This window comes from Bradyrhizobium sp. CCBAU 11434, assembly GCF_028128895.1.
Classification (GTDB): Bacteria; Pseudomonadota; Alphaproteobacteria; order Rhizobiales; family Xanthobacteraceae; genus Bradyrhizobium; species Bradyrhizobium zhengyangense.
Genome location: NZ_LBJX01000102.1, coordinates 515,519 through 533,206, shown reverse-complemented (window position 1 = coordinate 533,206; position 17,688 = coordinate 515,519). Strand labels below are relative to the sequence as shown.

The 17,688-nt window shown below is 63.8% G+C and carries 19 protein-coding genes; 14 read left to right on the top strand and 5 right to left on the bottom strand.

Annotation, left to right across the window (positions count from 1 at the left end; genetic code table 11):
• The first annotated feature begins 34 nt into the window (after positions 1–34).
• The 6 genes from XI06_RS39690 to XI06_RS39665 all read left to right on the top strand — a co-directional run bounded on the left by XI06_RS39690 (position 35) and on the right by XI06_RS39665 (position 5,470).
• Positions 35–646 carry a sigma-70 family RNA polymerase sigma factor gene (locus XI06_RS39690; RefSeq protein WP_128954513.1) on the top strand — a complete coding sequence of 204 codons (612 nt, stop codon included), beginning with the start codon at positions 35–37 and terminating at the stop codon, positions 644–646.
• 544 nt (positions 647–1,190) lie between these two features.
• The gene (locus tag XI06_RS39685; RefSeq protein WP_271607785.1) at positions 1,191–1,889 is read left to right on the top strand and encodes a cytochrome c biogenesis CcdA family protein; all 699 of its coding nucleotides are present in this window, start codon (positions 1,191–1,193) and stop codon (positions 1,887–1,889) included.
• Between the two features lie 30 nt (positions 1,890–1,919).
• Positions 1,920–2,483, top strand: a complete 564-nt coding sequence (locus tag XI06_RS39680; protein ID WP_237860204.1) for a thioredoxin family protein — start codon at positions 1,920–1,922, stop codon at positions 2,481–2,483.
• Between the two features lie 85 nt (positions 2,484–2,568).
• A complete protein-coding gene (locus XI06_RS39675; protein ID WP_237872263.1) occupies positions 2,569–3,543 on the top strand; it encodes a hypothetical protein in 975 nt (324 codons plus the stop codon).
• Between the two features lie 197 nt (positions 3,544–3,740).
• A complete protein-coding gene (locus XI06_RS39670; protein ID WP_271607784.1) occupies positions 3,741–4,334 on the top strand; it encodes a L,D-transpeptidase family protein in 594 nt (197 codons plus the stop codon).
• Positions 4,335–4,432: 98 nt separating this feature from the next.
• Entirely contained in the window at positions 4,433–5,470 is a 1,038-nt protein-coding gene (locus tag XI06_RS39665) for an amino acid ABC transporter substrate-binding protein (RefSeq protein WP_237872362.1), read from the top strand.
• A 142-nt stretch (positions 5,471–5,612) separates the two neighbouring features.
• Here XI06_RS39665 and XI06_RS39660 read toward each other — a convergent pair whose 3' ends face one another.
• Positions 5,613–6,752, bottom strand: coding sequence for an acyl-CoA dehydrogenase family protein (locus XI06_RS39660; protein WP_237860212.1), 1,140 nt, complete (start codon positions 6,750–6,752; stop codon positions 5,613–5,615).
• 147 nt (positions 6,753–6,899) lie between these two features.
• Entirely contained in the window at positions 6,900–8,099 is a 1,200-nt protein-coding gene (locus XI06_RS39655; RefSeq protein WP_442869494.1) for an acyl-CoA dehydrogenase family protein, read from the bottom strand.
• Positions 8,100–8,232: 133 nt separating this feature from the next.
• Here XI06_RS39655 and XI06_RS39650 point away from each other — a divergent pair, with 133 nt between their 5' ends.
• Complete coding sequence (locus tag XI06_RS39650) at positions 8,233–8,778, top strand: carboxymuconolactone decarboxylase family protein (protein WP_237872270.1); 546 nt, start codon at positions 8,233–8,235, stop codon at positions 8,776–8,778.
• Positions 8,779–8,868: 90 nt separating this feature from the next.
• A complete protein-coding gene (locus XI06_RS39645; RefSeq protein ID WP_237860218.1) occupies positions 8,869–9,363 on the top strand; it encodes a VOC family protein in 495 nt (164 codons plus the stop codon).
• A gap of 110 nt (positions 9,364–9,473) precedes the next feature.
• Here the strand turns inward: XI06_RS39645 and XI06_RS39640 are convergent, their stop codons facing one another.
• Positions 9,474–10,709 (bottom strand): MFS transporter, encoded by a 1,236-nt coding sequence (locus XI06_RS39640; RefSeq protein ID WP_237860220.1) that lies wholly within the window; start codon positions 10,707–10,709, stop codon positions 9,474–9,476.
• A 183-nt stretch (positions 10,710–10,892) separates the two neighbouring features.
• Positions 10,893–12,140 (bottom strand): MFS transporter, encoded by a 1,248-nt coding sequence (locus XI06_RS39635; protein WP_271607782.1) that lies wholly within the window; start codon positions 12,138–12,140, stop codon positions 10,893–10,895.
• 187 nt (positions 12,141–12,327) lie between these two features.
• Here XI06_RS39635 and XI06_RS39630 point away from each other — a divergent pair, with 187 nt between their 5' ends.
• Positions 12,328–14,397 carry a prolyl oligopeptidase family serine peptidase gene (locus XI06_RS39630; RefSeq protein WP_237872275.1) on the top strand — a complete coding sequence of 690 codons (2,070 nt, stop codon included), beginning with the start codon at positions 12,328–12,330 and terminating at the stop codon, positions 14,395–14,397.
• Between the two features lie 12 nt (positions 14,398–14,409).
• Here XI06_RS39630 and XI06_RS39625 read toward each other — a convergent pair whose 3' ends face one another.
• Entirely contained in the window at positions 14,410–15,084 is a 675-nt protein-coding gene (locus XI06_RS39625; protein WP_237872277.1) for a DUF938 domain-containing protein, read from the bottom strand.
• Positions 15,085–15,309: 225 nt separating this feature from the next.
• Between XI06_RS39625 and soxX the strand changes: the two genes are divergently transcribed.
• Genes soxX through XI06_RS39600 form a run of 5 tightly spaced genes read left to right on the top strand, consistent with a single transcriptional unit; the run spans position 15,310 to position 17,675 of the window.
• Entirely contained in the window at positions 15,310–15,666 is a 357-nt protein-coding gene (gene soxX / locus XI06_RS39620; protein ID WP_237860230.1) for a sulfur oxidation c-type cytochrome SoxX, read from the top strand.
• A gap of 22 nt (positions 15,667–15,688) precedes the next feature.
• Positions 15,689–16,174, top strand: a complete 486-nt coding sequence (gene soxY / locus XI06_RS39615; RefSeq protein ID WP_237860232.1) for a thiosulfate oxidation carrier protein SoxY — start codon at positions 15,689–15,691, stop codon at positions 16,172–16,174.
• A gap of 12 nt (positions 16,175–16,186) precedes the next feature.
• Positions 16,187–16,498 carry a thiosulfate oxidation carrier complex protein SoxZ gene (gene soxZ / locus XI06_RS39610; protein WP_237860235.1) on the top strand — a complete coding sequence of 104 codons (312 nt, stop codon included), beginning with the start codon at positions 16,187–16,189 and terminating at the stop codon, positions 16,496–16,498.
• Complete coding sequence (gene soxA / locus XI06_RS39605; protein ID WP_237860237.1) at positions 16,498–17,361, top strand: sulfur oxidation c-type cytochrome SoxA; 864 nt, start codon at positions 16,498–16,500, stop codon at positions 17,359–17,361. Before soxZ ends, soxA begins: the two co-directional genes overlap by 1 nt.
• An 8-nt stretch (positions 17,362–17,369) precedes the next feature.
• Positions 17,370–17,675: a hypothetical protein gene (locus XI06_RS39600; protein WP_237860240.1), complete on the top strand. Its 306-nt coding sequence runs from the start codon at positions 17,370–17,372 to the stop codon at positions 17,673–17,675.
• Positions 17,676–17,688: the final 13 nt, after the last annotated feature.

Here is a 17,688-nt window from a genome sequence, read left to right as displayed (position 1 = left end):
CGCTCGGTTGCGGCGTCACCGGGGAGCCAAGTCAATGCCGAACGTCATCGCCATCAACGCCCAAGCCAGCCAGAGCATCATTGCTGCCCAGGCGACCTCGGACGACATGCTTCTCGAAAGCATTGCCGACGGCAACCGGACGTCCATGCACATCCTCTATTGCCGTCACAATGTGCGGGTCTATCGCTTCATCCTGCGTATCGTGCGTGACGCCACCACCGCCGAAGATCTCGTAAGCCAGGTGTTTCTGGACGTGTGGCGGACCGCCGGCCAGTTCCAGGGCCGCTCGCAGGTCTCGACCTGGCTGCTCTCGATCGCCCGCTTCAAGGCGCTGACCGCGATGCGCCAGCGCCGCTTCGAGGACATCGACCAGGAGGACGTGCGGCAGATCCCCGACGATTGCGACACGCCGGAGACCTCGCTCGACCGCAGCGACACCAGCGCGATCCTCCGCGCCTGCGTCCAGAAGCTGTCACCCGCGCATCGCGAGATCATCAACCTCGTCTACTACCACGAGAAGTCGGTGGAGGAGGTCGGACAGATCATCGGCATCCCCCAGAGCACGGTGAAGACCCGGATGTTCTACGCCCGCAAGCAACTCGCCGATTTGCTTAAGACTTGCGGCGTCGACCGCTTCGCCGCTTAAAACCAAGGATTTCAATGGGATAGGACCGGATCTCCGGCCCCATCCAGGGACACGAAAGCGTTACCGCCGACGAAACAAATGAAACAAAGCACAACATCAGGCGGAAAAACTTCGTCCCTATAAAGATCGCATACGGTTTCGTTAAACCCTCCCAAGACCTCCAGCGACCCGGACGGGATGCCCCCCTCCGGGTCGTTTTGTATTTGGGGGTGGGTGTCCCAGCGGGCTCCCGCTTGCCAGTACCAGCATGAGGGAGGGAGGCACTGCTCTCTCATTCCCTCCCCCCTTGTGGGGGAGTGGCAGGGAGGGGGGTGCCACACGGGGATTCTTTCCGTCGCGCATCGGCCCTTGGTGCATCGTCGATAACCATCACCTTTTGCTGGGCTACCCCCCTCCCTAGCCCTCCCCCACAAGGGGGGAGGGAACGCACTGCCGTTGTCGCCGACACCGTTGCTCTCCTCGACCCGTCACGAGCGCGTGACACCGCGTAACGATCCACGCCCCCAGCGCGAACTGCCCTCGTGACCTCCATCACGAGTGCCCCATGCTCGAGCTTCTCTTTGCCATCCTCGCCGGCATCCTCACCATCGCCGCACCGTGCACGCTGCCGATGCTGCCGATCCTGCTTGGCGCCTCAATCGGGCATTCCTCGCGCGCGCGCCCCGCGCTGATCGCGCTCGGCTTCGTCGTTTCGTTCTCCGCGGTGGCGCTGCTGCTCGGTGCGCTGACGAAACTGTTCGATTTCGATCCGAACGTGCTGCGCGAGGCGGCGGCGGTGCTGCTGCTCGGCTTTGGCCTGTTGATGCTGTGGCCGGCGCCGTTCGAATGGCTCTCGATCCGGCTCAATGGCTGGCTCAATCTCGGCGCGGTGGGCGGCGCACAGCGCGAGGGCGCACTCGGGGGGCTCGTTCTCGGCACCACGCTCGGCCTGGTCTGGACGCCCTGCGCCGGCCCCGTGCTCGGCTCGATCCTGACGCTGGTTGCGACCTCCAGGAATCTGGCCTGGGCCGGCACGCTGCTGGTTGCCTATGCGATTGGCGCAGCGATCCCGATGCTGGCGATCGCCTATGGCGGACAGGCCGCGACCACGCGCGTGCGCAGCCTGGCGCGCATCTCGCCGCGCCTGCAGCAGGGCTTTGGCGTGGTCGTGATCGCTTTCGCGCTCGCCGCCTACTTCCAATACGACACGTTGATCGTGGCGTGGCTCACCTCGATCTATCCCACCGGCCAGATCGGCCTGTGATCCTTCACCTCTCGAACGGAGAACATGAACATGACTTTCAAGCTGCTCGCCGTCTCCGCCGCCCTGATCGGCTTCGCCGTCACCGGCGCTGTGATCCCCGGCATCTGCGACGAGGCCACGCCCGCAGTGCCGGTCAAGGTCGCAGCGAGCCAAGCGGTGACCGCGCCCGACTTCGCCGGCATCAGCAACTGGTTCAACTCGAAGCCGCTGAACATCTCTGACCTGCGCGGCAAGGTCGTGCTGGTCGACTTCTGGACCTATGGCTGCGTCAACTGCGTCAACACGCTGCCGCACGTCACCGAGCTCTATGCCAAGTACAAGGACAAAGGCCTCGTCGTGGTCGGCGTGCACACGCCGGAATTCCCGTTCGAGCGCTCGGCGTCCAACGTGCAGGCCGCGCTGAAGCGCCACGGCATCACCTATCCGGTGGCCCAGGACAATGACTCCAAGACTTGGGATGCCTACCGCAACCAGTATTGGCCGGCTCAATATTTGATCGACCAGACCGGCAAGATCGTGTTCCAACACGAAGGCGAAGGCCGCTACGACGAGATCGACCGTACCGTCGCGAAGTTGCTGAACGCCAGCAGCTAGGCCAACCCGCGGCGGCTTTGCCGTTGCCGCTTGACTCCACGGACCCGTCCGTGGAGTTTCGCGCGCGACGCAATCAGCCGCCGCAATGAACGACGCGACCACCAGCAACGACATCCGCCTTCGCGAGGGCTCCTCGATCGCGCAGCGGCTGGTCGTGGCCGGCTCGGCGGCGGCCGTTGCGCTCTGCTTCACGCCCGGGCTGTTCACCCACGATGCCCTCGAGATCGTCATCTCGGTGGTCGCGCTGCTGGCAGGGGCCGCCTTCGTTGGCGTGGTCATGCTGACGCCCGCCGTGGTGTGGATCATCACGCCGGATGAGATCCTGATCGGACGGCAGCGTCCGTTCGGAAAGCTCCAGACGCGAATCGTCGCGAAGGACGACATCACGGGATTGCAGGTTCCCGGCAGCAAGACCGCAAAGGCCCGCTTCCAACTCGCCTTTACGCTGGCCTCCGGCGAACGCCTGACCTCCCCGCCGCTGTCCGACGTCACCCATGTTCATGACACCGTGGCGCGGATCGCGGCGCAGTTCGACGTCCCTGATGTCGAGGCCCCCGTCAATCCGCTCGATGCCAGCAATTCCGAGATGCGGCTTGGCGATCCCGTCGAGCCATTTTCGCAGCGAGACCTCAGCATCGCGGCCTTGATCGCCGTCGCGCTGAGTGTCGCACCCTATGCCTACAGGCTCTGGCGTGGCCTGCCGCCCCAATGGATCGACTACTTGCTGCTACCACTGGGTCTGATCGCGGCGTTCGGCGTCTACCGATTTGCAAACCTGGTCACCGGCGCGTTCTGGATCATCCGCGAGGGCGATATTCGCGTCGAACGCCTCTGGGGCAACGGCCAGCCGCGCGTGGATCAAATCCAAGGGCACGACGTGAAAGCGATCACGGTCGATCGCCGCGGCCGCTCCGAGGACGAGCACTGCATCGTCACGATCCGCCTCCGCTCGGGACGGCGGTTTCGCAGCCCCAGGATCGGCTCCCGCAACGAGGCCCGCGCGGTGGGCACCGAGATCGTGCGGCGGCTGGGGATCGGGCCGGAGGCTAATCAGATTTAGGACACCTCAACCGACAAGCGAGGTGGCCGATGCGGCTTTTCGCGCCAACCCACCCTGTTCATGGTGTTGATCCTCGTCAAAAAACCAAAGCATTCTCGTGACATACCAACCGGGCGCGCCTTGAACTTGCCACGAAGCTGCCCCTGAGTTCAGATGGACCCTAACGATTTGCGCTGTGGCAGCGGGGAGAGCTTGAAATGACGGATTTTCGTCGCCTGACCGGGGCGTTGTTGGCTGCGATGGGCCTGATCCTGTCCGCGCCGCAAGCTTTCGCCCAGCAGCCCGACCGCGGCGACGAGCCCGGCCTGATCGCCGACGACAGCTACGAGCTCGATCCGGAATGGCAGAAGCAGGTCGTGTACTACCGCACCACCGAAGCGCCGGGCACCATCATCATCTCGACTGCCGAGCGCCACCTCTATCTGATCCAGCCTGGTGGGCGCGCGATCCGCTACGGCATCGGCGTCGGCCGCGACGGCTTCCAGTGGCAGGGCCTGGTGCAGATCACCAATAAGAAGGAATGGCCGGACTGGACGCCGCCACCGGAGATGATCCAGCGCCAGCCTTACCTGCCGCGCTTCATGGCGGGCGGCCCCGGCAACCCGCTCGGCGCCCGTGCCATGTATCTGGGCACGACGGTCTATCGCATCCACGGTACCAACCGTCCCGACACGATCGGCACCAAGGTGTCCTCGGGCTGCTTCCGCCTGGTCAACAACGACGTCGCCGATCTCTATGATCGCGTCCCTGTCGGGACCAAAGTGGTCATCCGCCAGAAGCCCGAACTCTAAGTTCTTGCTCCGAGCATGATCCCTCGGAATTTCCTTGGGATCATGCGTCCCGCCGCTTCCAGAATTCCTTTTCCCGATTTTTTCGAGAGAGCAACATGATGCGCACATTTCGAGGCGGCCTGCTGATCGGGCTCGCGGTCGCCGTGCTGGTCGCTGCCTTGGCCATCACCTACGAGTTCTACGACACCCGCACCTTGAAGCGCACCGTACGCCGCGGCGAAGTGCTGTGCGGCGTCAACAAGGGCCTGCCGGGCTTCTCGATCCCCGACGACAAGGGCAATTGGACCGGCTTCGACGTCGATTTCTGCCGCGCGGTGGCGTCGGCGATCTTCGACGATCCGGGCAAGGCGAAGTTCATCCCGCTCGACGCCAGCGAGCGCTTCAAGGAATTGCAGAGCCGCAAGGTCGACATCCTCTCGCGCAACTCCACCTGGAGCATGTCGCGCGAGCTCGAATACGATCTCTATTTCCCTGCTGTCGCCTATTACGACGGCGAAGGCTTCATGGTGCCGCGCTCGCGCACCAAGGAGACCTCGCTCGACCTCGCCGACAGCAAGGTCTGCGTGCAATCAGGCACCACAACACTGCTCAACCTCGCCGACTACTTCAAAGCCAACAACATGAAGTATGAGCTGATGAAGTTCGACAAGCTGGAAGACGTGGTGAAGGCCTACGACACCGGCAAGTGCGATACGCTCACCGCCGACGTCTCGCAGCTCTATGCGCTCAGGCTGAACCTGTCCAAGCCCGGCGATCACATGATCCTGCCCGACATGATCTCCAAGGAGCCACTCGCCCCCGTCGTGCGCCAGCGCGACGACGACTGGATGATGATCGTGAAGTGGACGCTCTACGCGATGATCAACGCCGAGGAGCTCGGCGTCACCTCGCAGAACATCGACGAGGCCCTGAAGTCGAAGAAGCCGGAAGTGATGCGTCTGGTCGGCACCGAGGGCAATTACGGCGAACAGCTCGGCCTCACCAAGGACTGGGCCGTGCGCATCATCCGCCATGTCGGCAATTACGGCGAGATGTACGAGCGCAATATCGGCGAGAAGTCGCAGCTGAAGATCCCGCGCGGCATGAACCAGCTGTGGAATGCGGGCGGCGTGCAGTATGCACCGCCGATGAGGTGACAGGTCCCTCCGCCGTCATTGCGAGCGAAGCGAAGCAATGACGGGCTTGAGGTAAGCGCTCCCAACACTCTCAACTGTCATCGCCCGGCTTGCCGGGCGACGACACCGCGTATGAGGCGGGCTCCTCGCGCCTCAGTTCGCCTCAATACCCCCGCGCGCGCGCCAGCTGCTCGGTGTGGTAGTTGGCGTCGCCGAACAACTCTTCGCACACGCGTGCGCGCTTCATGAAGAAGCCGATGTCGAACTGGTCGGTCATGCCCATGCCGCCGTGCATCTGCACGCCTTCCTGCACCGCGCGGGTGGCGGTGGTGCCGGCGCGTGCCTTGGCGACCGCGACGCTTGAAGTGGCCTTCACAACGTCGGCATCCAGCGCCTGCAGCGCCTTCATCGTGGCGGCGCGGGTGATCTCGATGTCGACATAGAGCTCGGCGGCGCGGTGCTGCAGCGCCTGAAATTCGCCGATCAGCTTGCCGAACTGCTTTCTGTTCTTGAGGTATTCGACGGTGCGGCTGAAGACCTCGTCGCTGAGGCCGACCATCTCGGCGGCGACCGCGCCGCGGCCGATATCGAGCACACTATCGAGCAAAGCGGCGCCCTGGTCGACCTCGCCAAGCACGCTGTCGGCGTTGACCTCGACATTGGCAAGCTCGATCCGCGCCGCGTTGTGCGCGTCCACCATGATGGTGCGCTCGATCGACACGCCCTTGGCCTTCGGGTTGACCAGGAACAAGGTCAGACCATCGCGCTCGCCGGCGGAACCGGAAGTGCGCGCGGCGACGATGAACAGGTCAGCAACGTGACCGTCGACCACCAGCGCCTTGGCGCCGGAAAGTTTAAAACCGTTGCCGGCACGCACGGCCTGCAAGGCGGTCTGGAGCGGGCGGTGCTTGGCGCCCTCGTCGATTGCGAGCGTTGCGAGCAGCGAGCCATTGGAGATCTTTGGCAGATATTCCGCCTTCTGCGCGGCATTGCCGCCCCGGTTCAGCGCGGAGGCTGCGACCACAGAGGTGGCGAGGAACGGCGACGGCATCAAGGTGCGGCCGATTTCCTCCATGACGACACCGGCTTCCATGAAACCAAGACCGCTGCCGCCGAATTCTTCCGGCACGAGCAGGCCGGCAAAGCCCATCTCGGCGAAGGAATGCCACAGCTCCTTGGAGAAGCCGGTGGGATCCTTGCTGTCGCGCAAGGCGCGCAGGTGCGACACCGGCGCCTTGTCGCTGATCAGCCCGCGCGCGGAATCGCGGAGCATTGATTGTTCTTCGGTGAGGACGAGGGCCATGGATGTGTTTCCGATTCGAAATCTATTTTGCCTTGGTCATTCCGGGATGGCCCAAAGGGCCAGGCCCGGAATCCATCGGGCGGCAGAGTCGGTGGAGGAATGGATTCCGGGCTCGCGACTTCGTCGCGCCCCGGAATGACAGAAGCCTCACGCCCCCGGCAGATCCAGGATGCGCTTGGCGACGATGCCGAGCATGACTTCGGTCGTGCCGCCCTCGATCGAGTTGGCCTTGGTGCGGAGCCAGGCGCGTGGGCGGGCGCCCTGGCGCGAACGCTCGCTCTCCCATTCCAGCGCATCGACGCCGCCGGCCGACATCAGGATCTCGTAGCGGCGCTTGTTGAGCTCGGTGCCGTAATATTTCATCGCCGACGAGAACGCCGGATGCGCCTGGCCTGCCTTGGCGAGATCGACCGCGCGCTCGGCGCAAGCGGCAAGCGCTGCTTCATCGACATCGAAGGTCGCGATCCGGCCACGCAGCATCGCATCGTCGAGCTTGCCTTGCGCATCGGCACCAACGGAATCAGCCGCGATCTGGCCGAGAGGACGGCCGACGCCGCGCTCGCCCATGCCTGAGATCATCGCGCGCTCATGCTGCAGCAGATATTTGGCGACGTCCCAGCCGCGATTGACGGTGCCGACCACGTGCGACTTCGGCACGCGGACGCCGTCGAAGAAGGTTTCGCAGAACGGCGAATATCCGGAGATCAGGAGGATCGGCTTGGTCGTCACGCCCTTCGAGGTCATGTCGAACAGGATGAAGCTGATGCCGTCGTGTTTCTTGGCCGTGGGATCGGTGCGCACCAGACAGAAGATCCAGTCGGCGTAATTGGCATAAGAGGTCCAGATCTTCGACCCCGTGATGACGAAATCGTCACCGTCGCTGTCGGCGCGGGTCTGCAGCGAGGCGAGATCGGAGCCCGCGTTCGGCTCGGAATAGCCCTGGCACCAGCGGATCAGCCCCGCCGCGATCTTTGGCAGATGCTCCTTCTTCTGCGCCTCGTTGCCGTACTTCAAAAGCGCCGGCCCGAGCATCCAGATGCCGAAGCTCGACAGCGGCGGGCGCGCGCCCATCCTCGCCATTTCGGAGCGCAGCACCTTGTGCTCGGCAGCGCTGAGGCCGCCACCGCCATATTCCTTCGGCCAGTCAGGCACGGTCCAGCCCTTGTCGCGCATGCGCTCGAACCAGATGCGCTGCGGTTCGGACGAGAATTTTGCATTACGCCCGCCCCAGAACACGTCGGCATCCGACGTCGCGGGCTTGCGCATCTCCAGCGGGCAGTTCGCCTCCAGCCAGGTGCGCGTCTCGCTGCGGAATTTCTCAAGATCTGCGGTTTCAGACTCGCTCATGGTCGTTTCCATCATCAAAAAACTTGTTGGGCGCGACTCTGGGCCAAGCCCTCGCGGAATTCAACCACTTCCGCAGTCCGTTGTCGGCTATAGTCGCAGCGCGACGGTGCTTGAAAACAAAGAGGAAACGCGAATGCGCCTAAAGCTTCTTTCGCCTGGCGAAATGAACGAGAGCCAGCGGCAGACCTATGACGAGTCGATTGCCGGCAAACGCGGCAAGCCACCGGCGCCGATGATGGCCTGGCTCAACAGCCCCGACATGGCCCGTCACGCCACGCGGCTCGGCGAAGTGCTCCGCTACGACACCATCTTCCCGGCGAAACTGTCGGAGATCGCGATCCTGGTGACGGCGCGGCACTGGACCGCGCATTACGAATGGTATGCGCACAAGCGGCTCGCGCTGGCGGGCGGCATGAGGCCCGAGATCATCGACGCAATCCGCGATCGCCGCACGCCCGAATTCGACGATCCCAAAGGGAAGATGATCTACGACCTCGCGAAGTCGCTGCATGAGGGGCACGGCGTCGAGAAGGGGCTCTACGATGAGGCGGTGAAGCTGCTCAGCGAGCGCGGCGTGGTCGAGGTGATCGGACTGTGCGGCTATTACACCATGGTGTCGATGACGCTGAACACGTTCGAGTTCGAGCTGCCGGAGGGCGAGGTGCCGGAACTGACATAGTTTCGTATTCGGAAACGATGGGTTTCGGGATAGGCCAATGGCGCTGCCCCGAAGCCGGGCCTATCTGATGTACATCAACGGAGCAGCCACATGTCGCAAACATCACCCGTCGCCGCCGGCACGCGCATCGGCCATGTCCATCTCAAGGTCGCCGATCTCGATCGTGCGCTCGGCTTTTATTGCGGCGTGCTCGGCTTCGAGCTGATGCAGCGCATGGGCTCGGGCGCGGCCTTCATCTCGGCTGGCGGCTATCATCACCACATCGGGCTCAACACCTGGGAGAGCAAGGGCGGCTCGCCGCCGCCGCCCGGCACGACAGGGCTGTTCCACACCGCGATCCTCTATCCGACGCGTCCGGCGCTGGCGGATGCGCTGCACCGGGTTCTGACGGCGGGCATCGCGCTGGATGGCGCCAGCGATCATGGCGTGTCCGAGGCGCTGTATTTGCGCGACCCTGATCAGAACGGCGTCGAGCTGTACTGGGACAAGCCGCGGGAGCAGTGGCCAACAGGGCCGGATGGGAAGCTCGCGATGTTTACCAAGCGGTTGGATGTTGAAGCACTCTTGCGACAACGCGAGGCGTGATGCCGCGGTGAATTTGTTGTCTCGTAGGGTGGGCAAAGCGAAGCGTGCCCACGCATTCTCGCGACGTAGAGACAGATGCGTGGGCACGGCGCTTTGCGCCTTTGCCCACCCTACGGGAGTCTTGTTCTTGGCCTCCCTCGCACCATGATCAGCGCCGCCGCCGCCACCTCCAGCGCGATGCAAAGATAGAACGGCAGCGCGTAACCGCCGGACCAATCGCGCAAGAAGCCGACGACGCCGGGGCCGAACGCATAGGTCACCTGGTTGATCGCGGTGTTGAGGCTGATCAGCACGCCGAACGCGGCACTGTCGAATTCCTGCTGCACGATCAGCGACGGCAGCGTGATGAGATTGCCGACGGAGAAGCCGAACGCCGCACAGGCCGCGATCAGCACATAGTCATTGTGTATGTTAATCACGACGCACAGTGCGGCCGCCTGACTGAGGAACGACAGCGCGGATGCCAGCCGCTGGTTGAGCCGGTCGATCACCATCGAGAAGAGGACGCGGCCGACCACCGCCATCGCGGTGAGCACCGCGACCGCCACGGCCGCGCGCTCACGACCGATCACGGGATCGAGGAACGAGATCAGGTGCACGATGAAGCCGACCTGCGCGAACAGCACCAGCGCGAACGCGACCGTCACCGTGAGGAAGCCGACATCGCGCAGCGCCCAACTACGGATCTGCGTCGAGGATTGCGGTTTTGTCTTTGCTGCCGCCTTCCAACCGTGAAGATCCGGCGGCCGCCCGACAACGACGAGAATGACCGGCACAAGCAGCACCAGCATCGCGCCTGACGTCGCGAACATGGCGTTCGCAAACCCGATATGGCTGATCATCACCACCAGCAGTGGCACGCCGACGATGCCGCCAAAACTGGCGCCGTTCAGCGCGAGACTGATCGCCATGCCGCGCTTGTGGTCGAACCAGAGGCTGATCGTGTTGGTGATCATGGCCAGACTTGTGCCGGCCCAGCCGAAGGCGAGCACAGCGTCCGCGAGATAAAGCTGCCATGGCTCGCGCACCGCGCCGATCGCGACGCCGGCGGCCGCCATCGCCAGCGTGCCCGATATCAGGCAGAGGCGCGGGCCATATTTTCGCACGGCCTCGCCGACGAAGACGACCAGCAGCGCGCCGAACAGGTAGAAGAACGTTGTGCCCGACGAGACCAGCGATGTCGGCCAGCCCCGCGCGCGCTGCACCTCGGCGACATAGATGCTCTGGCCATAGAAGCCGAGGCCCCAGCCGAAGGTTGCGAGCAGGAAGCAGACCGCGACGATGCGCCAGCCTTCGTAGCGGAGCGAGGATTCATCGATCATGCGGTGTTGAGGATTGTCGAGCATTCGCGCTTCTCCTTCGCATTCCCGCGTTGTGATTGTCTGTCCATGACGACCATCATGTATCGATGTGGAAGCAGAAAATCACTTCGACCTGGATCGAAGTATCGACGCTGCTGACAGCCTCCTGCCATTCTAGTGCGCATGATCTTGTCGGAAAACCGCTGCACACTTTTCCGGATCATGCGCTCAGATCGCGTCCGGGAACTCGCCCATGGCCGCCTCGATCCGCGCCTTGCGGCGGCGGGCCCAGGACGCCAGCGAGAGCGCGACGAGGCCGAGCGCAACTGGCGGAAACACCACCATGTTCACCGCGGACCAGCCATAATTCGCGAGCAGCTGGCCCGAGGAGAACGAGCCGATCGCCATCATCCCGAACACCAGGAAATCGTTGAAGGCCTGCACCTTGTTGCGTTCCTGCGGCCGGTGCGTCTCCAGCACCAAGGCGGAGGCGCCGACGAAGGAGAAATTCCAGCCGACGCCGAGCACGATCAGCGTCGCCCAGAAATGCATCGCGGTGATGCCCGATAGCCCGATGCTGGCGGCGCCGGCTTCCAGCAGCAATCCGACGGCGACGATCTTCGGCGCGCCGAAGCGGGCGATCAGCGCACCGGTGAAGAAGCTCGGACCGTACATGGCGACGATGTGCCATTGAATGCCGAAATTGGAATCGGACAGGCTGAGGCCGCACATCTTCATGGCCAGCGGCGCCGAGGTCATCACCAGATTCATCATGGGGTAGGCGATGACGCCGCAGAGTGCGGCCGCGATGAAGCGCGGCTGGCTCACGATGGTGAGCAGCGGCCGTCCGCCATGCAGATCGGCCGGCGCGGGCTTCGGCATATCGACGCCGGCAACGATGCCCATCGCGACAAGCGCGACCGCGGCCTGCACCAGGAAGCTGAAGGCGAACAGATAGGGCGACCACACGTCCATGGTCCATTGCACCAGCTGCGGACCGAGCACGCCGGCGAACACGCCGCCCGCCATCACCCACGAGACAGCCTTGGGTCGATAAGCCGCGCTGGCGCCGTCGGCCGCGGCGAAGCGATAGGATTGCGCCACCGAGCCGTAGAGGCCGCCGAGAAAGGTCGCGAGACAAAACAGCGCGAACGAGCCGTGCAGGATCGCGAACGAGCCGGTGAGACCGGTGAGCGCGCCGAGGCCGGTGCCGGTGATGAAAGCCGCGCGGCGGCCGAAACGGCGCGAGATCGCGCCTGTCGGCAGCGTGCCGGCGGCGAGGCCCACGACGTACATCGACAGCGGCACGGTCGCGAGCGACATGTCGGGTGCAAGCGTGGCGCCGACGATCGAGCCGGTAGCGAAGATCACCGCCGAGTTGGCGCCGGTCAGGGCCTGCGCGGCGGCAAGGCGCACCACATTGGCACGCGCGCGGGCATCATCGGCGATCTCGTTGCTGGCAGTCACGTCAATCATCGGCATTTCCGCCCAGAGGGCCTTGTTGATTCCCGGCACTATGGAGGGGCCGAAGGGGCCGGGCAACCGGCGCAAACGGGCGCAGGCCATGCCTCTGACGCAATTGGGCCAATGATACCGGCCCACGCTCTTGACGGCTTGCGCTCGATCAAATCCTATCCGCGGCGATGTCTTGGGAGTTTCGTAAATGTCCGTCGACGACAGGCCCACGCTCAGCGCTCCCGATGACGATCCCTGGCTCTGGCTGGAGGAGATCGACGGCGCCCGCGCGCTCGATTTCGTCGAGAAACAGAATCGCCTGACGTTGCAGGAATTCGGCGGCGCCGCGTTCGATCGCGACACCGCCATCCTCGCGGCGATCTACGACCGATCGGACAACATCCCCTATGTCACCCGGCGCGACGGTTATCTCTACAATCTCTGGAAGGACGCCGCGAACCCGCGCGGCCTGTGGCGACGCACCACGCTCGCGGAGTTTCGCAAGGCCGAACCGGCCTGGGAGATCATGCTCGATATCGATCAGCTCGCCGCGACCGATGGCGCGGACTGGCTTTTCGGTGGGGCATCCACGCGAGCCGGAAGCACGCGCGTCATCCTGAGCCTGTCGCGCGGCGGCAGCGATGCCGTCACCTTGCGCGAGTTCGATATCGCGACGAAGCAATTCATCGCCGATGGTTTCGTCCTGCCGGAAGCCAAGAGCAGCGTCGATTGGGCGGATGCCGACACGCTGCTGCTGTCGAGCGCGCTCGGCGAGGGCATGGCGACAAATTCCGGCTACGCGAGAACGGTGCGGCTGTGGCGGCGCGGGACCAGCGTCGAGCAGGCCGCCGTGATCTTCGAGACGACCGCCGACCATATGCGGGCCTACAGTTATGTCGACGACACCGCGGCAACACAGCGCGTCTGGTTCATCGACCAGTCGGACTTCTTCAATTTCAGCACCTCGCTCGGCACCGCATCCGGTGCAACCACGAAGCTCGAGCTGCCCAGCAACATCTGGATGCAGGTTCATGGCGACTGGCTCTCGGTCAAGCCACGCCAGACCTGGTCTGTCGCGGGACACACTTACGCGGCCGATGCGATGCTCGGCATGTCGCTGTCCGCATTCCTGGCAGGACGTCGCGATTTCACGGTGTTGTTCGAGCCCGGGCCGCGGCGAGCGTTGCAGGGCTTCTTCTGGACCGGCGGCAAGCTCGTGCTTTCGATCCTCGACGAACTGCGGCCAATCTTCGAGATATGCACGCCATCGCCATCAAACTGGAGCAAACAGCGGCTGCAGGGGTTGCCCGATATTGGCGTCGTCGATGTCTGGAGCCTCGACCGCCACGAATCCCAAAGCAATGGCGACCTGCTCGCCAATGTGCAGGACCCGCTGACGCCGCCGTCATTGATGCTGATCGAGCGCGGCGTCGAAAGCCCTGTCGTGCTGAAGCAGGCGCCGAAGATCTTCAACGCCGAAGGCCTCGTGGTGACGCAGCACGAGGCGATCTCTGTCGACGGCGAGCGCATTCCCTATGTGCAGACTGGCCCCGCCGGCGGGTCAGGCGATGCGCCGGTCTATATGAGCGCCTATGGTGGCTTCGGTCTCGCGGTGAAGCCGGAATACAATTCGTCGCTCGGCAAGCTCTGGCTGGAGCGCGGCGGCACCACGGTGCAGGCAAATTTGCGCGGCGGCGGCGAGTTCGGCACGCGCTGGCACGATGCCGGCCGTTATGCCGGCAAGAAGCTGTCGCATGACGATTTCGCCGCCGTTGCCGCCGACCTGGTCCGCCGCGGCGTGACCACGCCGAAGCGCATCGCCGCGCAGGGCGGATCGAACGGCGGCATCCTCATCACCAACATGCTGGTGCGCTACCCCGAGCGCTTCGGTGCGCTGTTCTGCACCATCCCGCTGATCGACATGCGCCGCTACACCAAGCTGCTCGCGGGCGCGAGTTGGATCGCCGAATATGGCGACCCCGACAAGGCGGAGGAGTGGGAGTGGCTGAAGACCTACTCGGCCTACCACAACGCACAGCCGGGTCAGCCCTATCCGCCGATCCTGATTGCGACGACGCGGCGCGACGACCGCGTCCATCCCGGCCACGCGCGCAAAATGGCGGCAAAGCTCCAGGCGATGGGCTATGAGGCCTGGTTCTATGAGCCGGCCGCCGGCGGCCACGGCTACGGCAAAGATAACAAGGAGCGCGCAGGCTTCCAGGTGCTGGGATTTCAGTTCCTGAAGCAGAAGATCGGCTGGGTAGATGGCGAGGCCTGACGGCCTCGCGCTTTACCCGTGCGCAAACACCAGCGTCAGATTGTTCGCGGGCATCTCGATCGTGTCGATCAGACGAAGGCCCGCACTGCGCGCGAGGGTCTCGACATCGCCGATATCGCGGACGCCCCATTCGGGATTGCCTTCGCGGAGCGACGTGTCGAACACCGCGTTGCTCAGCGCGGTGTGCTTGCCGTCGCGCTTGAACGGGCCGTAGAGAAACAGCTCACCGTCGGCGCGCAGATAACGACTGGCGCCCGTGAACAGGCCCTCGGCCACGGTCCAGGGCGCAATGTGAATGACATTGGCGCAGAACACGGCCGCGAGATCCTTCGGCCCCTGCCCGCTCTTCATCTCCGGACACCAGCCGGAATCAGACAGATCGATTCGCAACGGGCTGCGGATGTTTGTCAGGCCCGAATGCACGCGCCAGGCCTCGATGCTCTTCACATGGCGCTGGTTGAGGTCGCTCGGCCACCAGACGAGATCAGGCGCGTGGCGGGCAAAATAAACCACGTGCTGGCCGGTTCCACTGCCGACCTCGACGACGTCGCCGGACCGGCCAGCGAGGTGCTTTTCGAGCGCTGCCCAGAGCGGCTCGTGATTGCGATGGAAGGCCGGTGCATCGAGACGGCCGTCAGACTCGACCCGCCCGCCATCCCTGCCAAATTCAACGACATATTCAGCCAATTCATGTCCCCGGAAAATGAGAAATCAGTCGAAAACGCACCGACGGCAAAACGCCCCCAAAACAGCACCGGACAATGCCGGCTTGATGAACGAACTATCCCTTCAGTTGCAATGCGGAAGATATTAACGCCATTTTGCGGCCTGCATAGTCTTGATTGTCAGGGCATGTCCTTTGTGCTTTTGAACACTATCTTTTGCAGACATCATAAGCCTCGGAACGTTGCTTTGACCGCCTTTCCCCGCAAGCCCGCCCTGCTCCTCGCGCTGGTCGCCCTCACGGGCCTCGCCGCGCCCCCGGCGTGGGCGCAGTCCGCGATTGCCGAGGGCCAAAAGCTCGCCTTCGACCGCGGCAAGGGCAATTGCCTGACCTGCCACGTTATCAAGGGCGGCGATCTGCCCGGCACGATCGGTCCCGAGCTTAGGGATCTCAAGGCAAAATACCCTGATCGCAACGAGCTGGCCGCGATCCTGTTCGACGAGACCAAACGTAATCCGCAGACCATGATGCCGCCATTCGGCCGCAACCGCATACTGACGGAGCGGGAGATCAACGCGATCGTTGATTTCCTGCAGACGCTGTAATGGCGGGCCCAGGAGACCTTCGATGACCACGACCACTGGAACTCATCCGACGCGGCGCCTGATCCTGCAGGGCGCGGCCTCGGTCGCGCTGATCGGCCTCGGCAATCTGCCGTTCGTGCCGGCGCGTGCCGCGGCCAACGACAAATATCCGGAAGAGGCGTTCAAGCTGAAGAACGAAGCGGATGCGATCAAGGCGCTCTATGGCAGGACCGCCGAACCGTCGGACAAGATCAAGCTCGACGCGCCCGAGATCGCCGAGAACGGCGGCGTGGTGCCGATGTCGGTGACGACGACGCTCGACAAGGTGACCTCGATCTCGTTCTTCGTCGCCGAGAATCCGAACGCGCTGGCGGCAAGCTACAAGCTTCCCGAGGGAACGATCCCCGCTGTCGCCAACCGCCTGAAGATGGCGAAGACCAGCAATGTGACCGCGATCGTGGAAGCCGACGGCAAGCTCTACAGCGCGACCAAGGAAGTAAAGGTCACTGTCGGCGGCTGCGGCGGCTAAAGGAGATCGGAGATGGCATCCAGCATTCGCGTCCGCGCAACATCCAATGGCGATATCACCGAGGTGCAGACGTTGATCCAGCACCCCATGGACACCGGCCTCGTCAAGGACCCCAAGGGGGAATTGATCCCGGCGCACTACATCCAGGAAGTGAAGTTCGCATGTAACGGCAAGGACGTCTTCGTCGCCAATTGGGGCACCGCGATTTCCAAGGATCCCTACATCAAGTTCAGCTTCAGGGGCGCCAAGAAGGGCGACGACCTCGCGATCTCCTGGACCGACAACAAGGGCGGTTCCGACCAGACCACCGCGAAGATCGCGTGATGAAGCCCGGCTTCGCCCTCCTGCTCTCCTCGTTGAGCGCCGCGCTTGTCGCGTTCGCGCTCACCGCTCCCTCAGTTGTTGCGGCCGACAAGGTCGATCCCGTCGCTGACGCCAAGGCTTTCCAGAACTTCTACTTCCAGAAGTTTCCCAACGTGAAGCACGAGGATTTCGTCAACGGTCCTTATTCCCTGAACGAGGGCATGAAGCGGCAATGGCTGGAGAAGGAAGAATTCCCGCCTTACGAGTTCGCGCTCGACGCCGGCAAGGAGATGTTTGCGACGCCGTTCAAGAACGGCAAGACCTATGCCGACTGCTTCCCGAACGGCGGCCTCGGCATTCGCCAGAACTATCCTTATTTCGACACCAAGGAGGGCAAGGTCGTCACGCTGGAGCTCGCGCTCAACCGCTGCCGCGAGGCCAATGGCGAACAGCCCTACTCCTACGTCAAGGACGAGATGGCCTCGCTGACGGCGTACATGGCCTTCACCTCGCGCGGCAAGCCGATGGACATCAAGATTCCCGATGATCCTCGCGCGTTGGAGGCGTTCGAAAGCGGCAAGCGCTATTTCTACACCCGCCGCGGTCAGCTGAACTTCTCCTGCGCCAGTTGCCATGTGCAGAGCCCGGGCGAGCGCATCCGCGCCGAGGTGCTGGCGCCGGCGCTCGGCATCCTCAATGCGATGCCCATCTACCGCTCCGAGTGGAGCGGCATGGGCACGATCAGCCGCCGCTTCATGACCTGCAACAGCCAGACCCGCGCGGTCCCGCTGGAGCCGCAGTCGGATGAATATCGCGACGTCGAATACTTCCTGTCCTACGTCGCCAACGGCCTGCCGATTTCGGGCCCGGGGGCACGACCATGAGCGCGGCCATGAAGCGGACACTTACCTTGACCATGTTGCTTGCATTGAGCCTCGCGCCATCGGCGCGCGCGTCAAATGAAGCAGAGTACAAGGCGGCCTACGCCGCCGCGGAGGCTGCGTCCAAGGAGGCGGCCGGCATGCGCAACCAGTGGACCACGACCGTCTCGACGCTGGCGACCGCCAAAAAGGCGGGCGACGGCGGCGATTACGATGGCGCCGTGGCTGCAGCCAAAGAGGCCGAAGCGCTGGCGAAGGCTTCGGTCTTCCAGGCGACCTCTGAAAAAGAGGCCTGGAAGGCGATGGAAATCCGCTAAGCTAGATCCCAGC